This window comes from Bartonella sp. AD24XZML, from assembly GCF_042196485.1.
GTDB lineage: Bacteria > Pseudomonadota > Alphaproteobacteria > Rhizobiales > Rhizobiaceae > Bartonella.
The window spans coordinates 1-1,067 of the sequence record NZ_JBHIQH010000026.1 but is presented as its reverse complement, the minus strand read 5'-3'; the positions used below and the strand labels follow the sequence as shown (position 1 = coordinate 1,067).

Annotated in this window: 1 protein-coding gene and 2 pseudogenes; 2 read left to right on the top strand and 1 reads right to left on the bottom strand. The window is 40.9% G+C overall.

Annotation, left to right across the window (positions count from 1 at the left end; all coding sequences use genetic code 11):
• Together ACFIMX_RS02545 and ACFIMX_RS02540 are read left to right on the top strand one after the other, a co-directional pair.
• Positions 1-343 (top strand): annotated as a pseudogene (locus ACFIMX_RS02545) (filamentous hemagglutinin); the annotation flags it as partial.
• Positions 340-744, top strand: coding sequence for a hypothetical protein (locus tag ACFIMX_RS02540; RefSeq protein WP_375639946.1), 405 nt, complete (start codon positions 340-342; stop codon positions 742-744). The pseudogene ACFIMX_RS02545 and the gene ACFIMX_RS02540, both read left to right, overlap by 4 nt.
• Positions 745-968: 224 nt before the next feature.
• Here the strand turns inward: ACFIMX_RS02540 and ACFIMX_RS02535 are convergent.
• Positions 969-1,067: pseudogene (locus ACFIMX_RS02535) on the bottom strand (DNA-binding protein); the annotation flags it as partial.

The following is a 1,067-nucleotide window of genomic DNA, read 5'->3' as shown; positions in this document are numbered from 1 at the left end:
GCACGGGATAGCCAACGAAAACACGACTATCAATCTCTATGGACCAGCCTTTAATGTTTTAGTTGCATCCGGTCTGTTAGGTTATGTAAGTGATAGCAAACAAACCACTGTTGGTTTTGATGGGCATAGATACGACTTTGTCAGCAGAATTATTGGCGGTAATGGCTATACCTACGAGACAATACCTGCTGGCAGTAACATGTGGAAAGAATGGTGGAATATGTTCACAAATCCTTACAATCCTCATACTTGCCTTGGAGATGCGGGTAATAAGTGCAGAACACTTTATGGCTCATCTCATCGTGAACAAGTTCCTTCAAGTAAATCATGGAGTAAAAAATGAAACAAATCTTAAAATTATTAAGTGCGATAACTCTATTGAGTATAGCTGGGTGCCAGTTTAATAAAACTCCCATATCTTCTATAGGGGCATGGGAGAAGCCAGGAGCAGATTTTACGGAGATAGGAAAAGCCTTGTTAGAATGCGGTATGCCAACCCCTTATGATAAGGATCCAGAAAGTAGAAAGCTCAGTAATAATGCAAATGCAACCATTGATGCTTGCATGCTCCAAGCGGGATTTCGCTATAAATATGATGTGGGGGGAGGCTGGTGTGGAAATCATAAAGCTGAAAACTTGCCCATTTGTCGTCCAGGCGCTGTTGTTCCACAGCGCAGTGTCAAGAAGCGCTTGAACAGCCCGTTTTGTAAAAAGCATCCAGAACAATATGAATGCTATCCTTAAGTTTTGCTGTTTGTGATGATTAACAATCCGCCATTCTTGCCTTCGCTTGGAATGGCGGGATTGTTCCCTCAACCAATCATCTCAATATTGTATGTAAAGCAATATGGCGTAGAATGTACTTAGTAATCCTATAACCAGGTTGCGATACAGGACGGTTTTTGTTATCATCCAAGTTGATGAGTTTGAGAAAGCCTTGTCCGTTCTTACGTGACAAGGTTTTCTTTTTATGCCGCGTCGTTATAACGTTGCTGTTTTGCTTGTTCGATTACATTCAAAAGATCCGATTGTAACCAACGGGATAAAAAACCAAATTTTAAAGGTTT

What these genes read in the sequence shown, in the direction of transcription:
- ACFIMX_RS02540 (WP_375639946.1), top strand. Translation starts at nt 340, where the DNA reads ATGAAACAAATCTTAAAATTATTAAGTGCGATAACTCTATTGAGTATA.